The sequence below is a fragment of the Alkalihalobacillus sp. CinArs1 genome, assembly GCF_947387515.1.
Classification (GTDB): Bacteria; Bacillota; Bacilli; order Bacillales; family Guptibacillaceae; genus Guptibacillus.
In genome coordinates, this window is record NZ_CANDOB010000001.1 from 667333 (window position 1) to 683289 (window position 15957).

16 protein-coding genes, 1 riboswitch and 1 other annotated feature are annotated in these 15957 nt (G+C 41.7%); of the genes, 8 read left to right on the forward strand and 8 right to left on the reverse strand.

Annotated features, from left to right (window positions below; genetic code table 11):
* Positions 1 to 13: 13 nt before the first annotated feature.
* The 3 genes from PFZ69_RS03595 to PFZ69_RS03605 form a co-directional block, all read right to left on the reverse strand.
* Positions 14 to 322, reverse strand: a complete 309-nt coding sequence (locus PFZ69_RS03595; RefSeq protein ID WP_270179649.1) for a rhodanese-like domain-containing protein — start codon at positions 320 to 322, stop codon at positions 14 to 16.
* A gap of 256 nt (positions 323 to 578) precedes the next feature.
* Positions 579 to 2993, reverse strand: a complete 2415-nt coding sequence (gene leuS / locus PFZ69_RS03600) for a leucine--tRNA ligase (RefSeq protein WP_270179650.1) — start codon at positions 2991 to 2993, stop codon at positions 579 to 581.
* Positions 2994 to 3050: 57 nt separating this feature from the next.
* Positions 3051 to 3280, reverse strand: a binding site (T-box leader).
* 210 nt (positions 3281 to 3490) lie between these two features.
* Positions 3491 to 3703: a hypothetical protein gene (locus PFZ69_RS03605; protein ID WP_270179651.1), complete on the reverse strand. Its 213-nt coding sequence runs from the start codon at positions 3701 to 3703 to the stop codon at positions 3491 to 3493.
* Between the two features lie 149 nt (positions 3704 to 3852).
* Here PFZ69_RS03605 and PFZ69_RS03610 point away from each other — a divergent pair, with 149 nt between their 5' ends.
* Together PFZ69_RS03610 and PFZ69_RS03615 are read left to right on the forward strand one after the other, a co-directional pair.
* Positions 3853 to 4818: a TIGR01212 family radical SAM protein gene (locus PFZ69_RS03610; RefSeq protein ID WP_270179652.1), complete on the forward strand. Its 966-nt coding sequence runs from the start codon at positions 3853 to 3855 to the stop codon at positions 4816 to 4818.
* Complete coding sequence (locus PFZ69_RS03615) at positions 4815 to 5387, forward strand: tRNA (mnm(5)s(2)U34)-methyltransferase (RefSeq protein WP_270179653.1); 573 nt, start codon at positions 4815 to 4817, stop codon at positions 5385 to 5387. The genes PFZ69_RS03610 and PFZ69_RS03615 overlap by 4 nt, the downstream gene beginning before the upstream one ends.
* A gap of 25 nt (positions 5388 to 5412) precedes the next feature.
* Here PFZ69_RS03615 and PFZ69_RS03620 read toward each other — a convergent pair whose 3' ends face one another.
* The 3 genes from PFZ69_RS03620 to PFZ69_RS03630 all read right to left on the reverse strand — a co-directional run bounded on the left by PFZ69_RS03620 (position 5413) and on the right by PFZ69_RS03630 (position 7679).
* Positions 5413 to 5712: a hypothetical protein gene (locus PFZ69_RS03620; protein ID WP_270179654.1), complete on the reverse strand. Its 300-nt coding sequence runs from the start codon at positions 5710 to 5712 to the stop codon at positions 5413 to 5415.
* 67 nt (positions 5713 to 5779) lie between these two features.
* Positions 5780 to 6850 carry a tetraprenyl-beta-curcumene synthase family protein gene (locus PFZ69_RS03625; protein WP_270179655.1) on the reverse strand — a complete coding sequence of 357 codons (1071 nt, stop codon included), beginning with the start codon at positions 6848 to 6850 and terminating at the stop codon, positions 5780 to 5782.
* Between the two features lie 19 nt (positions 6851 to 6869).
* Positions 6870 to 7679 (reverse strand): alpha/beta hydrolase, encoded by an 810-nt coding sequence (locus PFZ69_RS03630; RefSeq protein ID WP_270179656.1) that lies wholly within the window; start codon positions 7677 to 7679, stop codon positions 6870 to 6872.
* Between the two features lie 79 nt (positions 7680 to 7758).
* Here PFZ69_RS03630 and PFZ69_RS03635 point away from each other — a divergent pair, with 79 nt between their 5' ends.
* The 5 genes from PFZ69_RS03635 to PFZ69_RS03655 all read left to right on the forward strand — a co-directional run bounded on the left by PFZ69_RS03635 (position 7759) and on the right by PFZ69_RS03655 (position 11749).
* Positions 7759 to 8274: a gamma carbonic anhydrase gene (locus PFZ69_RS03635; protein WP_270179657.1), complete on the forward strand. Its 516-nt coding sequence runs from the start codon at positions 7759 to 7761 to the stop codon at positions 8272 to 8274.
* Between the two features lie 75 nt (positions 8275 to 8349).
* Positions 8350 to 8568: a hypothetical protein gene (locus PFZ69_RS03640; protein ID WP_270179658.1), complete on the forward strand. Its 219-nt coding sequence runs from the start codon at positions 8350 to 8352 to the stop codon at positions 8566 to 8568.
* 141 nt (positions 8569 to 8709) lie between these two features.
* A complete protein-coding gene (locus PFZ69_RS03645; protein ID WP_270179659.1) occupies positions 8710 to 9237 on the forward strand; it encodes a phosphatase PAP2 family protein in 528 nt (175 codons plus the stop codon).
* Positions 9238 to 9259: 22 nt separating this feature from the next.
* Entirely contained in the window at positions 9260 to 10405 is a 1146-nt protein-coding gene (locus PFZ69_RS03650; protein WP_270179660.1) for a glycosyltransferase family 4 protein, read from the forward strand.
* A 21-nt stretch (positions 10406 to 10426) separates the two neighbouring features.
* Entirely contained in the window at positions 10427 to 11749 is a 1323-nt protein-coding gene (locus tag PFZ69_RS03655; protein WP_270179661.1) for a nucleotide sugar dehydrogenase, read from the forward strand.
* Here PFZ69_RS03655 and PFZ69_RS03660 read toward each other — a convergent pair.
* Positions 11741 to 12361, reverse strand: a complete 621-nt coding sequence (locus PFZ69_RS03660) for an MSMEG_1061 family FMN-dependent PPOX-type flavoprotein (RefSeq protein ID WP_270179662.1) — start codon at positions 12359 to 12361, stop codon at positions 11741 to 11743. The two genes, PFZ69_RS03655 and PFZ69_RS03660, sit on opposite strands and share 9 nt — an antisense overlap.
* 169 nt (positions 12362 to 12530) lie before the next feature.
* The gene (gene metK, locus PFZ69_RS03665; RefSeq protein WP_270179663.1) at positions 12531 to 13727 is read right to left on the reverse strand and encodes a methionine adenosyltransferase; all 1197 of its coding nucleotides are present in this window, start codon (positions 13725 to 13727) and stop codon (positions 12531 to 12533) included.
* 197 nt (positions 13728 to 13924) lie between these two features.
* Positions 13925 to 14035: riboswitch (SAM riboswitch) on the reverse strand.
* Between the two features lie 216 nt (positions 14036 to 14251).
* On the opposite strand from metK, the gene pckA reads away from it, so the two are divergent.
* On the forward strand, positions 14252 to 15841 hold the full coding sequence (gene pckA / locus PFZ69_RS03670; protein ID WP_270179664.1) for a phosphoenolpyruvate carboxykinase (ATP): 1590 nt from the start codon (positions 14252 to 14254) through the stop codon (positions 15839 to 15841).
* Positions 15842 to 15957: the final 116 nt, after the last annotated feature.

Consider the following 15957-nt stretch of genomic DNA (forward strand, 5'->3'; position numbering starts at 1 on the left):
TTTCTTAGGAGGGTTACTTTACTTCACCCTCCCACTTCATCATACCGCCTACCATATTCTTCACTTCATATCCTGCTTCTTGTAAATATTCACATGCATGCTCGCTTCGTCTTCCTGAGCGACAAATCATGATGTGCTCTTCGTTTTTGTTGATCTCATCAAGTCGTTCAGGAATAGTACCAAGACGAATATGTTTAGCCACAGGAATCTTTCCTTCTGCTACCTCTTCATCCTCACGAACGTCGATTAGCGATACGTTTTTTCCCTCATTTAGTAGCTCTTGAACCTCTTCAGGTGTAATCGTCTTAACTTCATTACTCATTTAACATACTCCTTCCTGAACGATTGTTTTCATTGAATGGTTTCTTCACCAAAACAATCCTACATCATTTTTATCTTTAATTCAAGAAATCAATCTGGCAAGCTTTTGAACAAGAAGTCTCTAGTGATACCATGTCACAAATATAACCCATACTATTATTTTTCACTAAAAAGAGTGATTGGTTCGATACCTTTATAAATCAAAAAAAGCCAGAGGTCATTATGACCTCTAGCTTCACTCATTTCACTTTAATAACTTAGTTAGCCACAATATTCACAAGCTTTCCAGGAACAGCGATTACTTTACGAATTGTTTTTCCTTCAAGTTGTCCTTCGATCTTCTCGTGAGCCATGGCAATGTCTTGCATTTCTTCTCGAGTTGCTTCAGCAGGGATCGAAATCTTAGCACGTAACTTTCCATTTACTTGCACGACGATCTCTACTTCATCAACAGTCAGCTTGTTCTCATCAAACGTTGGCCAGCTTGCATAAGCGAGTGTATCAGTGTGACCAAGCACCTCCCACAATTCTTCTGTAAGATGAGGAGCTACTGGAGATAGAAGCTTAACAAAACCTTCCATCAGATTGAATGGTAAAGAATCTTGCTTATACGCTTCGTTCACGAAGACCATCATTTGAGAGATCGCCGTATTAAAACGCAAGCCCTCGAAGTCTTCCGTAACTTTCTTAACCGTTTCGTGATAAACACGCTCTAGGCCATCCTCTGATGCTTCTTTTGAGATCGAGCTTTTTGAAAGGTCACCTTCACCGTATAAGCGCCACACACGATCAAGGAATCTTCTAGCACCGTCTAATCCATTGCTTGACCATGCGATGGAACCTTCGAATGGTCCCATAAACATTTCGTAAAGGCGAAGTGTGTCTGCTCCATGCGTTTCAACAATTTCATCCGGGTTAACGACATTCCCCTTAGATTTACTCATCTTCTCATTGTTTTCACCAAGGATCATCCCTTGATTTCGTAGACGCTGGAACGGCTCTTTCGTTGGAACGACGCCAATGTCGTAAAGCACTTTATGCCAGAAACGAGCGTATAGCAAGTGAAGAACAGCATGCTCCGCTCCTCCAATATACATGTCTACAGGAAGCCAGTTTTCAAGTTTCTTTGGATCTGCCAACATCTCATCATTATCTGGATCGATGTAACGAAGATAATACCAGCAGCTTCCTGCCCATTGAGGCATGGTATTTGTTTCACGGCGACCTTTCATACCAGTCTTTGGATCAACTACATTTAACCAATCCTCAATGTTAGCAAGTGGAGATTCTCCCGTTCCTGAAGGCTTGATCTCTGTTGTTTCAGGTAGTGTGACTGGAAGATCTTGTTCAGGAACAGCACTCATCGTTCCGTCTTCCCAATGGATGATTGGAATTGGTTCTCCCCAATAACGTTGACGGCTGAACAACCAATCTCTAAGTCTATATGTTGTTTTTTTCTTACCTTTGTTCTTTTCTTCAAGCCACTGGATACTCTTAGCGATCGCTTCTGTTTTATCAAGTCCGTTCAGGAAGTCTGAATTAACATGCTCCCCTTCTTCCGTGTAAGCTTCTTTCGAAATATCTCCACCTGCTACAACTTCTTTTATCGGTAGGTCGAAAGCTGTTGCGAACTCGTAGTCACGCTCATCATGAGCAGGAACCGCCATGATAGCTCCCGTACCATAGCTCATTAGAACATAGTCTGCGACCCAGATCGGAAGCTTCTCGTTGTTGATCGGATTGATCGCATATGCCCCCGTGAAGACGCCTGTTTTTTCTTTCGAAAGTTCTGTACGCTCAAGATCACTCTTCGTTTGCACACTTGCACGGTAGTCTTTTACTTTTGCAGCTTCAGAATCAGTTGAAATAAGTTCCACTAGAGGATGTTCTGGCGCTAGAACCATATACGTTGCTCCGAACAGTGTATCAGGACGAGTCGTAAAGACATCGATCGATTCATCATGTCCGTCGATTTCAAACGTTACTTCAGCACCTTCTGACTTGCCGATCCAATTGCGCTGCATCTCTTTTATACTGTCAGACCAGTCGAGATCTTCAAGATCTTCTAGCAAGCGGTCTGCGTACTCTGTGATTTTCAACACCCACTGTTTCATTGGCTTACGTACTACCGGGTGTCCACCTCTCTCACTTTTACCATCGATGACTTCTTCATTAGCTAGAACCGTTCCTAGAGCTGGACACCAGTTCACAGCAACTTCATCTACGTAAGCAAGACCTTTTTCATATAGTTTTGTGAAAATCCACTGTGTCCATTTGTAGTAGTTTGGATCGGTCGTATTTACTTCTCTATCCCAATCATACGAGAATCCAAGTTCCTTGATTTGGCGACGGAACGTGTTGATGTTTTGCTGAGTAAATTCACGTGGATTGTTACCTGTATCAAGAGCATACTGCTCTGCTGGAAGACCAAACGCATCCCAACCGATCGGATGCAATACGTTGTACCCTTGCATTCGTTTCATACGTGACAATATATCTGTAGCTGTATACCCTTCTGGATGGCCTACGTGCAGACCTGCTCCTGATGGATATGGAAACATATCGAGAAAATAAACTTTTTCTCCCTCTGCTTCTTCAGTCGTTTTAAACGTTTTATTTTGTTCCCAATAGTGTTGCCATTTCTTTTCGATCGATTTGTGATCAAAAGACATGCTAGCTCTCTCCTTCCAACTATCCATAAAATAAAAAACCTCCCATCCCTGTCTATAAACAGGGACGAGAGGTTGAGAATCTGTTATTCACAATCACCCGCGGTACCACCCGGATTAGTGCTGAATCGCACTCACTTAAAACCTTTAACGCAGGCGGACGGGGCTCCCTACTATCTTTCAGGATTCCAATTCAAAGGCGAGTTCATAAAGTTTCTATGTTAACTTTCACCACCCGTTAACTCTCTTAAAGTAGAAGCTTTATTACTATTCCTCATCATAATCTTTCAGTTTAATCTCAGTATATAGTTTGTATTGTATGAATACTTCAGAAAATTGTCAAGAACATTATCATTTTAGACGGTCACATAGGGGTTTATACATTAGGAAAAATCTTTCAACAGTAAGATTTCCGTATGAGGCCTGACACGATACGAAAGCAATAAGGTAAGAAAACAAAGAGAACTCTAAACAAGGTAAAACGCACCACTGTGGGTGCGTTATCCTTCTCTATATTTCTTTTGACTAGCTGAGTCATCTTTGGATTTTGGTTTCTGCTTTTCTTCTTTTTGCTCTTCTTTCAGGTCTTCAAGTGGAATAGGGTCTACATTCATCTCAGAAACATCTTCATCGAGCTGACTTCGCTCTTGATCTGGAAGCTGTTCTGGATTATTCGTTTCGCCTTTTTTATGACGCTTTTCATTATCTTTCATACGCTCACCTCTTTATCTGTGTATAGTCTTCTTTACCACGACCTAAATATTCCCAAACATTTAAAAAGGTTTGGAGAAGCCTTTTGAAAGTGATAAAATTTGATTATTATTCTGGACGGGCGCCGTTCGAAAGAGGAGTTGCTCCAATTATGAAATTTGATTATCTTCCCGACCACTTTGGAACTGACATGCGTTACTACTCGTTTAATCATTTCCTACGTCAGACATTCGGTCATAAGGTATTTAAAGTACCTTTAGATGGAGGGTTCGATTGTCCAAACAGAGATGGGAAAGTCGCACACGGAGGTTGTACGTTTTGCAGCGTTAGTGGCTCTGGTGATTTTGCAGGTGATCGAAGAGATGACCTCGTTACACAGTTTAATACGATAAAAGACCGAACTCGTGCTAAGAAGTGGAAAGATGCGAAATACCTCGGTTACTTCCAAGCGTTCACCAATACTTACGCACCAGTTAACGAACTTCGTGAAAAATATGAAGTCATATTACAACAGGAGGGCGTAGTTGGTCTTTCGATCGCAACCCGTCCAGACTGCCTTCCGGATGACGTAGTCGACTATTTAGCTGAACTAAACGAGCGGACATTTTTAATGGTGGAGTTAGGATTACAAACAGTACATGACCATACAGGTGATCTGATCAATAGAGCTCACGATTTTGATTGCTATGTTGAAGGGGTAGAAAAACTAAGGAAACATAATATAAACGTCGTTTCACACATCATAAATGGTTTACCTGGAGAAACACCTGAAATGATGATGGAAACTGCAAGAGCGGTATCAAAACTAGACGTACAAGGAATCAAAATTCACCTGTTACACCTTTTGCGTAACACAGCTATGGTTAAGCAGTACGAGAAAGGCATGCTCGATTTCTTAGACCGTGATACTTATGTGAACTTGGTAGTCGATCAGTTAGAAGTAATTCCTGAAGACATGGTGATCCACAGGATAACTGGTGATGGTCCTGCAGAGCTGTTGATCGGTCCAATGTGGAGTACCAATAAGTTCGGTGTATTAAACGCGATAAGAGATGAAATGATTCGTAGAGACACTTGGCAAGGAAAGTTTGCAACAGGAGGAAAGGTAACAACATGACACTACAAAGGATACTCCCCTTCACGAGAACACTGTTAGATTCCGTCCTTGAAAAAGGTAGCATCGCCATAGATGGAACATGCGGGAACGGACACGATACGCTCTATCTTGCAGAACGTGTTGGTGAAGAAGGTAAAGTTTATGGGTATGACATTCAAGAGGAAGCATTGCTAGCTACGAAAGCGCGCCTCGAAAAAGAAGGGCACCTCTCACAAGTAAACTTGATTCACAGCAGCCATGCTCATGTATTAGACACCATCGAAGAGACAGATAAAGGACAAGTCGCAGCAGCGATCTTTAACCTTGGTTACCTTCCAGGTGGTGATAAATCGATCGTCACCAATCCGAAGGATACGCTAGAAGCCGTTTCTTCTATATTAGAACTACTAAAACCCGGTGGACTGTTGATCGTTGTCGTTTACTCTGGTCATCAAGAAGGTAAAAAAGAAAGTGACGCTGTACTTAAATTCACATCTGAATTAGACCAACGTGATTACCAAGTATTACGATATGGTTTTATAAACCAAAAGAACAACCCACCATATGTACTCGCAATAAGCAAAACATAGGGGCAGCTCAAGCTGCCCCTATGTTTTATAGAATTCCCATCGATTCGATATGCTCTCTTGTACGCTCTGTTCCAAGCTCGTGGATCTTTCTGTAGATCTGTTGAAGATGATCATCGTAATCATGGTTATTCTTATCTTCATGATAATTTGTAGGCACATGCGCTCGATAGAGCGATAACCGACTATCTGTGTCAGCTAAATCAAATAGTTCACTTAAATGAAAAACATCTTCTTCATCGGCATCTATTTCAAAGTTATAGGATGAAGCCCCTTGGTCTTCTAAAATTTCACCAGATCCAACCGCTACGTAATACCGTTTCTTCATTATGGAAGTCCCCTTTCAAGTTTCTATAGGTTACTTTTCTCACGAAGAGACGTTTTTTATACCTTTTTTACTGAGAAGCCTTATGGATCCTTCTATATACCCACCCATTAAAATAGAAAAACAAACTCGACTTCCCACCTTGTTGGATGATTTTTCTAGCAAGCGACCGTACATCTTTCTGTCTCATGACTTTTTTATCTGCAAGATAAATTCCAAGGAGTCCTTTATTAATCAAACGGTGGAAGTTCGAATGTGGAAGGTTTTTCACACTCTTATCTGCTTCTTTAATGAAATGCCCTACACGTGCTGCGAGTTCATCATTGTCTTGATAATAAAAACAAAAGTTTAGATCTCCACCAACACGATCCTCTTCCTGATCAATAAAATAGTCAAGCATAATATGAAGACCCTGGACCCATGGAAAATAACCTTTCTTAATACGATCTGTACTACCTTTTGGCATCGTTCCCCCAAGTGAATAAGAAACGAGACAAAAGATGCCGAGTGTGGAGCCTGCACATGCAGAAAACTCATGCCAAGACATATCTGGTAGTTTTTCTTTATTATAATTGAACCATTTCTCTAACCTTGGAACACGTTCTTCCGGAATCACGTGCTTATGTATTTGCAAGTCACAGTAGTATCGACATAGTTCAAGGAGCGCAGGCTGAACTTCCTCAAAGTTAGGAAGTTCTCTCACCACATCCTGACATGTCTTCACTAACGCTTTAAGATAACCGCCATCGTCTTGCTCTTCTCTATAGCGATAATAATTGTACGTCAGCTCTACTTTAGGAGAAAGTGCGTGGATCATCGATTCGTGAAGAGCACTGAAATCTTCAGGGTTAAGCGAAGTGCTCCTATCGCATAAATTATCGAGATAATCACTTATCGTTTGATAGGCGGCTATGAATTTAATCGATTGATCAATATTATTACCTGCGAGCAACCCATAGATGGCCCCACCTTCACAGTGAAAAGTTTTGGAATCAATACTAGCGATCGCCTGCGTTCGAAGTTCTTTGTTCGGAATTCGTTCGGCAAATTCCTTCCACTCACTCAGCTCTTTGTGCACTCTCGGTAACACACGTTTGTAAATGTTTAACATCAACGTCCATGGTTGAGTAGGTACATTCAATAAACTCCACCCCTAATCGTCAGTTTAATTCCACACCTATATCTTCCAACAGATCGAGTCTCAGTTGTGCAAATGACAATGCGGACCTAAAAACAATTTCACGTTCTGGTTCATTGAATACTTCATGGTAAAAATTTTCCCATTCTTTATAAGACTTATCGGTTGAAGGGATTCGATCGAACCATGACCTCACTGACTTTTTATCTACGATACGATCATCACCGGCCTGTACTAATAGAAGAGGGAGATCAGAGAAAGCTTTCGCGCCTTCGTTTGCTATCCTCATTGCTTTCACTAATTCTCGATACCATCTTACTGATACTTTTTTCACAATAAGCGGATCTTCAAGATCTCTTACATGGAAATCTTTGTTTCTAGTTGCAAGTCCGGGCTCAAGCTGTGAATTTAACCGAAGCGAAGGAACGATCGGGTTTAACATTTTGGATACGAGATCAAGGCTTTTCTTTGGTGGATTAACAAGTCCAACACAAGGAGATGACAGGATAACGCCTGATAACGAAAGCTCTTTCTCCATAATAGTACGGATAACAGCAAGTCCCCCCATACTATGCCCAAGTAAAAAGACAGGCAGTTGAAATTCATGTGCTGCTTTAACCCACTTTTCAATCGTTTCGATATATTGATCGAATGAATCGATATGACCTCTTCTCCTCGAACTTTCACCTTGCCCAGGCAAATCCCCTAAAACCACATGAAACCTTTCATCTAACCATTTGGAAACAAGCCAATCATAACGGCCGTGATGCTCCCCTGCTCCGTGAACTAAAACGATTACCGCTCTTGCACCTTCAGTTTGTTTTATCTTCATGGGTATTGCCCCCTTATCCGACTCTTTTTTGTTACACTACGTTTATAAGTACTTATTATCGATAGGAAGTTGGGATCTTATGTTGTATGAGTATAAAGGAAAAAAACCTGTCATTCATGAAACAGCCTATATTGCGGATTATACTACCATTACGGGTGATGTGACAATTGGGGAGAGCAGCAGTGTTTGGTTTAATACAACGATACGAGGTGATGTCTCACCTACCATTATAGGAAAAGGAGTGAATATTCAGGATAACTCAGTTCTTCATCAAAGTCCTAATCTTAAGCTCATTTTAGAAGATGGTGTAACAGTTGGTCATCAAGTTATTCTTCATAGTAGCCACATCAAAAAGAATGCCCTTATCGGAATGGGGTCGATCGTTTTGGATGGTGCAGAGATAGGCGAAGGTGCTTTCGTAGGAGCGGGCAGCCTTGTGCCACCTGGAAAGAAAATACCAGCTAACACCCTTGCATTCGGCCGGCCAGCGAAAGTTATTAGAGACCTGACAGATGAAGACAAGCTTGATATGGACCGCATAAGAAGAGAATACAAGGAGAAGGCGGCATATTACAAAGCACAATCGCCTCTTTAAACAGAGTACCGCGTATAATTCCGGTAGGCTTGTGGAAAATTACCACTACAATCCTATTGGATAGAGGTGACTACCTTGTACAAATTAACGATTGTTTTGATCGTCTTGGTCATCATCACCCTGGCAATCGGAGCTTTCATGACTTACCGCCTCGGGCAAAATCAAAAAGGTGATTACGAAAATCAAGGTGATGCAAAAGTAAAAGCGTCGTTTTTCAGCAATCCTATCTACTTAGTTTATCTAATCGGTACAGCACTCGCGATCGGGTATGTTATTTACTTCGCTTTAATATGATGAGAAGAGACCAGGTTTAGCCTGTCTCTTTTTTTGTTTACTATTGCAAAATAAATCTTAATGATTCTTTAATATGTCCTTAATAGTCCCACTAAACGCCTCCTTTATGATGAAAGTAACAAAAAGTGAAGGGGGATTATTTTGAGTAAAGTAGTTGGCTGGCTTCACGAACAAGAATGTTCTGTTTTTCGGTTCTTAAACTTAAAATGTCACTCTCGATACCTTACTACCTTCATGGGAACCATCACACACATAGGTGGTGCACGTGCAACGATTATTAGCACATTGTTATTATTCATATTCTTACCTTTTCCGTACAAAACATTAGCACTTCAAAGTGCCGTGGCACTTACTTTAAGTCACCTTCCCGTACATTTCATAAAAAAACATTACCCAAGAAATAGACCTTATCTAGCGATACCTGAGACAAAAATGCTTGTATATCCATTGAAGGACCATTCTTTCCCTTCAGGCCACACGACAGCTATTTTTTCTGTCGTCACACCATACATCCTAGTCATTCCATCTCTTGTAATCCCATTACTGGCGATTGCAGCAACAGTAGCTCTCTCACGGATTTATCTTGGTCATCATTATCCATCGGATGTTCTTGTTGGAATCATACTTGGAATGGGCAGCGCTTTTATTTCTGCAATTTGGTTAGCTTAATTAGAGGAATGGGGGGACGATTATGAAGTTAGCGCTTTTCACGGACACCTACTATCCAGAAGTAAACGGTGTGTCAAAAACTCTCGGGAGATTGACCTCATACATGGAGAGGCATTCGATCGAGTACAAATTGTTTGCTCCTGATTCGAATAATGATGTGGACTTATTCTCTAGCAACATCCATCGTTTTGCCAGTACAAAGTTCTTCCTTTATCCAGAATGTAGGATGGCTCTCCCTAAGTTAGGGCTGTTACGGAAACAATTACAGGGTTTCAATCCAGATTTATTACACATTGCTACCCCATTTAATATCGGATTAAGCGGACTCCATTATGGAAAAAAACTTTCTATTCCCATGGTGGCTTCTTACCACACGAACTTTGACTCTTACCTCAATCATTATCATCTCGAATGGTCCGCTCCGTTTATTTGGAAGTATCTACTTTGGTTTCACCAACCGTTCTCATCTATCTTCGTTCCGTCTAAAGATACGCTCGATCGCCTTCAAGAAAAAGGGTTTGATCAGCTTAAGTTATGGAAACGAGGGGTAGATTGTACGCAGTTCTCTCCCTCCAAAAAGTCTAATGCTGTAAGGGAACGGTATGCCATCAAAGAAAAGTATATCTTTTTATTTGTGAGTAGACTTGCTCCAGAAAAAAACCTCGAAACACTCAGAAAGATAATGTGGAAGCTTCCACAAGGGATCAAAGACCACTCACGATGGCTAGTCGTAGGAGATGGACCATCCTTACCGAAATTCAGAGAGAATCTCCCAGATAATGTAACCCTTACTGGTTATAAGCATGGTGAAGAGCTTTCTGAGCTATATGCGAGTGCAGACTTATTCGTTTTTCCTTCAGCTACCGAAACATTCGGCAATGTAGCGCTTGAGTCTCTCGCATCAGGCACACCAGTTATCGCAGCAAATGCTGGCGGGTTGATCGAAGTGGTTTCTCACAACCGTAACGGTGTCCTTTGTTCTCCTTATTCAGAAGCAGACTATATACGTTCTATTGAAAGGTTACTAGAAGACCCGACCGAACGTTTGATGATGGGGTATGAAGGTAGAAGGTATGCCCTTATTCAATCCTGGGATGCTATATTCGGCAGGTTGGTTGAAGATTATGAAACTGTAATCGGAAACAAAAAAGTCGCGCAGTACGCCTAAAACCCTGAGAGGAAGAGTGACATGAAATTAGCAGTATTTGGAGCAACCCGTATAGGAGTCACAGCAGCAGCTACGTTTGCAGCAAATGGGTATGACGTTATTTGCGCTGATGATGATAAAACAATTATTTCAGCACTTAAGAATGGGTCTGTTCCTTTCAATGAAAGTGGTTTACAGGAACGATACAATGAGGCCCTAAGAACGGGCATGTTAGCCTTCTCCACAAATAAACTGGCTGCCGCTGCAGAAGCTAGCTATCTCCTATTCACCGAATCACTTCAAACAAATGAAGACCAAGTTCCAGATCTTACGAACCTTTACCGTTTCATCAGACAAATTGCAGTGAGCGTTCAATCTCACAAAACATTTATTATCAAGAGTACGGTGCCACCTGGAACTACGACCAGAATCCATAATATCCTTATCGAACAAGGATTGACTGAACAAGATTTCGAAGTTATTCACAATCCAGACTTCTCACGACCGGGGACGATCGTGAAAGATTTTACACATCCATCTGAGTTAATTATAGGTACCTCCTCTTTGAGGGGGTGTCGATTGATGGAGTCATTCTATTCTCCACTGACGAACGCTCTTCAATTTATGGATTATGCTAGCGCTGAATTGATGAAATATGCGTGCCACACATACCTTGCTTTAAATAGTTCTTGCCTAAATATGATCGCAGGTATGGCAGAGAGATACGGAGCAGATGTGGAAGTTATACACGGGGCACTCCGTGCAGATCCACGAATGGGACATCACTCAAGACATCCAGGCTCTTTCTATCAAGGTAACGAAAGCATATCGAACGTTTCAACGTTTCGAGAAATGGAAAACCAGTCGTTTTCTGGCTCAAAGCTTATTAATTTGATAGAGGAAATCGAACGATATCAACCCGAAATTCTCACACAAAAACTTAAAGATTTTCTAGGAACACTACACGGCTCAATCATTGGGGTTTTAGGAGATTCATATACAAAAGAGGCTCCCTCTCCTTCAGACCTTGTATCAAAACGGCTTGAAGAAGAAGGGGCTGAAGTTAGATTCTTTGATCCTTCTATGGAACATCACCACTCGAGCCAGTACCGTTCGTTGATGAACGATACTGTTTCAAACTGTGATGCTTTGCTATTATTAACCGAATTACCCCTTATTCAGAATGTTGATTGGGGTCAAGTGGTGAAACGTCAAAGATTGCCTTTACTCGTGGATGGACATAACTTATTCACGTTGGAAGAAGCAAGAAAGATCGCCAATGAGCATGACCTAATTTATTGCTCTATCGGAAGACCAAACATTTATAAGGGGTTAGGAGCCATTTCTGTTCAACAGTCAATATAGGCGCTGTGAGTAACTTTCCCTCAAGGTCTTGCTAACAGAATTGCTTTCAAGCTTCGCATGGTCTGCGAGCATCTTTGCGGCACTTGGTAACTTTTCTGTATTCGGCCAATAGTCTTGCTTAAAAAGATGAGAACGCTTTAATGCTTTTCCACAATGAATAAAACATTCGACCACTTCGACTCCTATTCCTAAAGAAGGAATATTCCCAAATGCCTCGCAGTCTTTAAGTAAGCCTTCCTCTTTAACGATACTCGCTTTACCGTTGATTCTAAGGCTTTCCTCCCTGCCTGGAACAAGAAATAACAACCCTACATTGGGGTTCTCCAAAATATTCAGTAGGGAGTCCATCCGTTTGTTCCCCGGCCTTTCGGGGATTAGAAGGTGTTTTTTATCGATCACTTTCACAAATCCTGGTTGGTCTCCCCTCGGGGATACATCGCTTCCCGAATGAGATGCTGTAGCGATTGTTAAGAAAGGTGAATGTGAGATAAATCGTTCACAGTTATCATCTAAGAAGTTGATCACCTTGTTGGCAGCTAACTTCCCCGGCTCTCCTCCAATCGATCGTAACTCTTCTAGCGATTCAACTTTCTGTCCAAAAACGTCTGACATGGTAGCCCCCCTAACTAAATCTCAACTATTTCAAGTTTACCATTAAATGGCTTTTGCGCGTTGGGTAGTTCTGTCATATGACGTTATATAACCATTACGCTACTTAAACCGCACAAAAAAGCTGTCGAGAATATCTCGACAGCTTGCTAGGCCTCATAGGCTTACTATTTTATTGGTCAGCACCCTTTTTAAGAGCTTCTGCTTTATCAGTGTACTCCCATGGTAATTCGATGTCTGTACGTCCAAAATGGCCGTAAGCAGCCGTTTGCTTGTAAATTGGGCGTCGCAGATCTAACATCTTGATGATCCCTGCTGGACGTAGGTCGAAGTTATCTCGCACCAGTTGTACTAGCTTCTCTTCAGATACGGTTCCAGTGCCAAACGTGTCGATCGAAATCGATACAGGTTGAGCTACTCCAATCGCATAAGCCAACTGTACTTCACAACGATCAGCAAGTTTTGCTGCTACGATATTTTTAGCTACGTAGCGCGCTGCATAAGCCGCTGAACGGTCAACCTTTGTAGCATCCTTACCTGAGAATGCGCCACCACCATGACGTGCATATCCGCCGTAAGTATCCACGATGATCTTACGCCCTGTTAACCCTGCGTCACCTTGAGGTCCACCGATTACAAAGCGACCAGTAGGATTAATGAAATACTTTGTATCTTCATCGATCAATTCTGGAGAAACAACAGGTTTAACGACGTGCTCTTTAATATTTCGTTGAATTTGCTCAAGCGAAACTTCTGGATGATGCTGTGTAGAGACAACGATCGTATCGATACGTACCGGCTTACCTTCTTCATCATATTCTACTGTAACCTGGGTTTTGCCATCCGGACGAAGATAAGGTAGGATTTCCTCTTTTCTTACTTCGCTTAAACGACGTGCCAACTTATGAGCTAAAGAAATCGGTAGAGGCATAAGTTCAGGAGTTTCATTACAAGCATACCCAAACATCAACCCCTGGTCACCAGCGCCAATCGATTCAATCTCATCGTCAGACATTTGGCCTTCACGTGCTTCTAAAGCCACGTTCACACCAGCAGCAATATCAGCTGACTGTTCATCGATCGATGAAAGGACTGCACATGTTTCAGCGTCAAAACCATATTTAGCACGTGTGTATCCAATCGATTGGACCGTTTCACGAACGACTTTCGGAATATCTACATAGTGAGATGTAGTGATCTCTCCGGAAACCAACACTAGTCCAGTCGTGACTGTAGTTTCACATGCAACGCGCGCATTAGGGTCGTGCGCAAGAATATCATCCAGAATCGCATCAGAAATTTGGTCTGATATTTTATCTGGATGCCCCTCAGTTACTGATTCAGAAGTAAACAAACGACGATTACTCACTTAAGTACCTCCTTAAGGATTCATTCCTATTTAATATAGTGTAATGGATACGGTACTCATTTCCCTAATAGTGTTGTCGAAACGAGACATCGAATTCAATAATAAACGGTAATATTACGCTTTTTTCCAAAAACGACAATAAAAAAGCCCTTTCCTTCATCATAAAGGGAAAGGAGCTGAAGTCTCTTGCCTTTCGCCTCTTATCTTCCAAGACAATAAGTCTTGCAGGTTAGCACCTTAATCCACTATATGAGGAGTTGGTTGCTGAGCTTCATAGGGCCTGTCCCTCCGCTTACTCGGGATAAGAGTATCCATTCTCGAAATATAATATCGTAGTTCGCTTTCTCTGTCAATCTAATGACACAAGCCCTAATTAGAAAGGTCATTCACCTTTTTTTCACTTTTCAAGGAAAAATCCATAGATTAGTATAGAATAATTAAATGAATGTGTTATACTAATTTTGAGTTAAACAAGTTCAGAAAAGATCTTGATGAAATTTTATTATAAAGGATGGGTTTAACGTATGAAAACAGCTTCCTTCTCTTCACCACTTTTGGATGCCATTTTAAATAAGAATAATCCGCATGTTAATTTATCAGTTTCTGAACTGGTAGAACGTTCACTATCGATGAAAGAGGGAACATTAACATCCACTGGCGCTCTTCGTGTTGAAACAGGCAAATACACTGGACGTTCTCCAGAGGACAAGTTCATTGTCCGTGAAGAATCAACAAAAGACAAAATCAACTGGAAAACAAACCAGTCTATCTCTTCAGAACATTTTGAAAGCCTTTACACTAAGGTTCTGGATTACCTGGGAGAGAAAAAAGATCTTTATGTTTTCAAAGGGTTCGCTGGAGCAGACCAATCAGCAAGACTACCCATCCAGGTTATCAATGAATATGCATGGCACAACTTGTTCGCACATCAGCTTTTCATCCGCCCAAATGAATCTGAATTAAAAGGACATGAAGCAGAGTTCACTGTCATTTCTGCCCCTGGTTTTCAAGCTAACCCAGACAAAGACGGCACGAATTCAGAAACGTTCATTATTATTTCATTTGAAAAACGTACCGTCTTAATCGGTGGCACTGAGTATGCAGGTGAGATTAAGAAATCGATCTTCACTGTCATGAACTACTTACTACCTGAGCGAAATATCCTTTCCATGCACTGTTCGGCGAACGTAGGAAAAGAAGGCGATGTGGCTCTCTTCTTCGGTCTATCAGGTACAGGAAAGACGACACTATCAGCAGACGCAAACCGTCGCTTGATCGGTGACGATGAACATGGCTGGTCGATGAACGGGGTCTTCAACATCGAAGGTGGCTGCTACGCCAAATGTATTAATTTGTCTAGAGAAAAAGAGCCTCAAATTTGGGATGCAATTCGATTCGGCACTGTTCTTGAGAACGTTGCACTAGACAACAATTCGAGACTGCCTGATTATGATGATACAAGTTTAACTGAAAATACGCGTGCTGCATATCCAATCGACGCCATTCCTAATATTGCGGTTCCGAGCGTAGCGGGTCACCCTAACACGATTATCTTTTTGACTGCAGACGCTTTCGGGGTCCTACCGCCAATCAGTAAGCTGACAAAAGAGCAAGCGATGTTCCACTTCCTTTCTGGTTACACAAGTAAGCTAGCCGGAACTGAAAGAGGGGTTACGTCTCCACAAGCAACGTTCTCCACTTGCTTTGGTGCACCGTTCCTACCACTTCCTGCTCACCGATATGCAGAAATGTTGGGTGAAAAAATCATGGAACATGATGTTGAAGTCTTCCTAGTAAACACAGGCTGGTCAGGCGGAAGCTACGGCGAAGGTGAGCGTATGAAACTATCTTATACTCGTTCGATGGTTCATGCTGCTCTTAATGGAGAGCTCGACAGTGTCGAAACGAAAAAAGATCCGATCTTTGGTTTACATGTTCCTGCCCATTGCCCAGGGGTTCCTGCAGAAGTTCTTCAACCGAGGCAAACATGGAATGACAAAGATAAATATGATGAGAAAGCAAAAGAACTTGCGACTCAGTTCGTGAAAAACTTTGAGAAATTCTCAAACGTTTCAGATGAGATTAAAAACGCAGGACCTACTATTAACCTATAATTCAAAAAGCACCCTCAGCGGGTGCTTTTTTTATTTCCTGTTGCCTGTAGGCAAACACACAATGATGCTTTCTACATAAGCTATAGTATTTCAATGTGCCTATTTTGAATGGCAAC